The sequence below is a fragment of the Actinoplanes sp. NPDC048791 genome, assembly GCF_040650095.1.
Taxonomy (GTDB): Bacteria; Actinomycetota; Actinomycetes; order Mycobacteriales; family Micromonosporaceae; genus Actinoplanes.
Genome location: NZ_JBEZGQ010000952.1, coordinates 1 through 3,239, shown reverse-complemented (window position 1 = coordinate 3,239; position 3,239 = coordinate 1). Strand labels below are relative to the sequence as shown.

5 protein-coding genes are annotated in these 3,239 nt (G+C 71.2%); 3 read left to right on the top strand and 2 right to left on the bottom strand.

Annotated elements, in window-relative coordinates; translation table 11 throughout:
• On the top strand, nt 1-876 hold an 876-nt coding region (locus AB0C29_RS40315; RefSeq protein ID WP_360832183.1), incomplete at its 5' end, for a phosphatase PAP2 family protein.
• Between the two features lie 13 nt (nt 877-889).
• On the opposite strand, the gene AB0C29_RS40310 is transcribed toward AB0C29_RS40315, so the two are convergent.
• The gene (locus tag AB0C29_RS40310; RefSeq protein ID WP_360832181.1) at nt 890-1,420 is read right to left on the bottom strand and encodes a hypothetical protein; all 531 of its coding nucleotides are present in this window, start codon (nt 1,418-1,420) and stop codon (nt 890-892) included.
• Nucleotides 1,421-1,578: 158 nt separating this feature from the next.
• On the opposite strand from AB0C29_RS40310, the gene AB0C29_RS40305 reads away from it, so the two are divergent.
• Nucleotides 1,579-2,142, top strand: coding sequence for a dihydrofolate reductase family protein (locus tag AB0C29_RS40305; RefSeq protein ID WP_360832179.1), 564 nt, complete (start codon nt 1,579-1,581; stop codon nt 2,140-2,142).
• Nucleotides 2,143-2,275: 133 nt separating this feature from the next.
• Entirely contained in the window at nt 2,276-2,809 is a 534-nt protein-coding gene (locus AB0C29_RS40300; protein ID WP_360832176.1) for a GNAT family N-acetyltransferase, read from the top strand.
• A 1-nt stretch (nt 2,810) separates the two neighbouring features.
• Here AB0C29_RS40300 and AB0C29_RS40295 read toward each other — a convergent pair.
• The coding region (locus AB0C29_RS40295; protein WP_360832174.1) for a LysE family translocator at nt 2,811-3,239 on the bottom strand (429 nt) is incomplete at its 5' end.

The following is a 3,239-nucleotide window of genomic DNA, read 5'->3' as shown; positions in this document are numbered from 1 at the left end:
GCGCTGTGGGCCGCGTACAGCCTGGGCCGGCTGGCCGCGGACGGCCACGTCGCCACGGCGATGGCCAACGCGGGCCGGATCTGGGACCTGGAAAGACTGCTGCGCCTGCCCGGCGAGACCGGCCTGCAACACCTGCTGCTGCGCTCCGGCGCGGTGATCGAGGCGGCCAACAGCTACTACGCGTACGTGCACTTCCCGGCCACGATCGCCTTCCTGCTCTGGATCTACCTGCGCCGCCCCACCCACTACCGGCCGGTGCGCAACACCCTGGCCCTGCTCACGGGCGCGGCGCTGGTGGTGCACCTGATCTTCCCGCTGGCCCCGCCCCGGATGCTGGCGCGCACGGGCCTCATCGACACCGGGCAGCTGTTCGGGCCCAGCGTCTACGGCTCCCCCACCACCGACACGGTCACCAACCAGTACGCGGCCATGCCGTCCCTGCACGTCGGCTGGTCGCTGCTGGTGGCGTTCACGCTGATGACACTGACGCGCGGCCGGTGGCGCCGGCTGTGGCTGCTCCACCCGGTGTTCACGCTGCTGGTCGTGGTCGGCACCGCCAACCACTACTGGATCGACGCCGCGGTCGCCGCCGCTCTGCTGGCCGTCGCGATGCGGCTGACCGGGCTCGGCCTCTCCCCCTCGGTCCCTGCACCACTCGTTGCCGGGCCGCTCGTTCCTGCGCCGCTCGTTCCTGCGCCGCTCGTTCCCGCGCCGCTTGTTGCCGCGCCGCGCCAGGTTCCCTCCGCCCGCGAGCCGGCACCGCACGGCCTCCCTCGGCGCAGTCCGACCCGGCCTCGCACCACCCGGCCGGGTCCGGCCCGGCGGGGCCCCGCACCCCGCGGCCCGATACCGCACGGCCGCACACCGCGCCCCTGAGCGCCAGGTAGATCTACACCGCTCCGGCATGCCGGATGCTGACTCCGAGCTTCTGCCCCAGGACGGCTACCCCGACGGCCACAACCACAGCCAGGACAGCGGCTGACGGCAGCCCGTTGGCAGCGACGAGAACACCGGCAAGAACCGTGGCCAGGGCGGTGCCCAGGAACAACGCCCGGCCGGCCAGGGTGATCGCGACCACGAATCTCACGCCCGCCCCCGACGCCTGATCGGTGACGACCGACCGGTATGCCACGGCAGCGCCGATGACGTACAGCAACAGCGAACCGCTCAGCCCCAGGACGGCCACGAAAACAGGTACGGCGATCAGCGTGCCGCCAACTGCCAGCTCGGCTGTCCAGGCGCAGGCGACCAAGGCGCCGACCATGAGCACCGAGGACAGTGCCGTGAGCAGCAGACACGTTTGCCTGCCGGCCGTACGGGACGCGGTTCGCCGAGCCTCGGCCAGAGCGGACCACCGTTGGGCTTCGCCCTTGATCGCGGCCATGGCGTCAGCGATGTCCTCGTCCGTCGACCCCGACATGTCATGCTCCTCGGAGTCAGACTTCGCGCAGGAATCCGCAACCCTATCGTGAGGGTGCCACCTCGCCCGGTGACCGGACCGGCCCTCGACCGATGAGGTTTCGTCGCGGATGCCGTCTCAACCTGGGTACGAGCCAATCAGCGCACCGGGAGGACGGCATGAGCGACTTCGCACCGCAGACCGCGAACGGCAAGGTCCTGTGGCACTTCACCATGTCACTGGACGGGTTCGTGACCGGACCGGACCACGACATGGACTGGATGAGCACCGGCATCTCCGAGCGGCCCGGCTTCATCGACCAGTACGTCGAGACGACGGGCGCCGTGCTCGGCGGCCGGCAGGGCTGGGACCGGTTCCCCGACGCCGGCACCATCTACGGCGGCGCCTGGACCGGGCCGGTCTTCGTGCTGACGCACCACCCCGAGGACGCCGAGCCCGCCGAGCGGGTCACGTTCCTCGACTGCGACGTGGCCGAGGCGGTGCGGATCGCGCTGGCGGCCGCCGGCGGCAAGAACGTGGAGGTGCTGTCGGCGGACATCGGCCGCCAGCTGCTCCAGCGTGGCCTGATCGACGAGATCGACCTGCACATCGCGCCGGTACTGCTGGGTGACGGCATCCGGCTCTACGACCACGCCGGCGGCCGCCCGATCTATCTGCACCGCGTCGGCGCCGACGACCCGACGGCCGAGGTGGACGTGCGGTACCGGCCGGCGACCGCGTAGGGCGCCCAGGCTCCGGTGGCCGCGGCCGGGTGTCACGTTGATCCGGGCCCGCTGAGCCTCAGCTGGGACTCAGCGTGGCCCTCCTACGATCACTGCCGGCGATCGGACCGATGCGGAAGGAGGCCGGACAGCCTTGTCGACGACGACCCATCTCGTCCGGCGGATGACGGCCGGAGAATGGCGGGAGCTCCGGACGATCAGGCTCGAGGCGGTGCGTGACACCCCCACGGCCTTCAGCTCCTCGTACGCCGAACTGGCCGCCCACCCCGACGGCTACTGGCAGGAGCGAGCGGCTGTCGAGGGGACCTCCGACGATGGCGCGACCTTCATCGCCTGTGATCGGAACAACGACTGGGTGGGATCGGCGAGTGTCGAGCCCTTGGTGGAGGTTCCCGACCACGCGCACCTCCATGCCGTTTTCGTCCGTGCCGGACACCGCGGACCGACCGGCCTCGGTGCCCGGCTCGTCGAGGCCGCGGTCCGTTTCGCGGAACAGCACATCGACGTCTCGCGGCTGACGCTCGGCGTCCACGAGAACAACGCCCGAGCGTTGGCGTTCTACCTGCGGATCGGATTCCGGATGACGGAGAAGGTGATCGCGTACCGGCCGAACCCGGTCGAGCGGTGTTACATCCTGGAATACCGCGACTTCAAGAAATACTGCTGAGTCACAGCCCCCGGGCCAGGCGGGCGCCCAGGCCGAGCAGGGCCGCGCCGCTCAGCCCGTCGAGCGCCCGGCGCACCCCGGACCGGTCGAACACCCGCCGGAACACCGCCACCAGATTCGCCACCGTGCAGAACCACAGCAGTGTGACCGCGACGGCGAGCAGCGAGAGGGTGAGCGTGTCGAGGGTGCCGGGATGCGCGGGGAGGAACTGCGGCAGCAGCGCCAGGAAGAAGACTGCCGCCTTGGGATTGAGGGCGTTGCAGAGCAGCCCGTCCCGGAACGCCCCGCCGGTCGACCCCGGCGCGGCGCCCGGACCGGTCGCGGTGGGGCGGGCCGCTGCCAGCAGGGCTCTGATGCCCAGGTACGCGAGGTACGCCGCTCCCGCGTACCGGATGGTCGTGAGCACCACCGGGACCGTCGCGACCAGCGC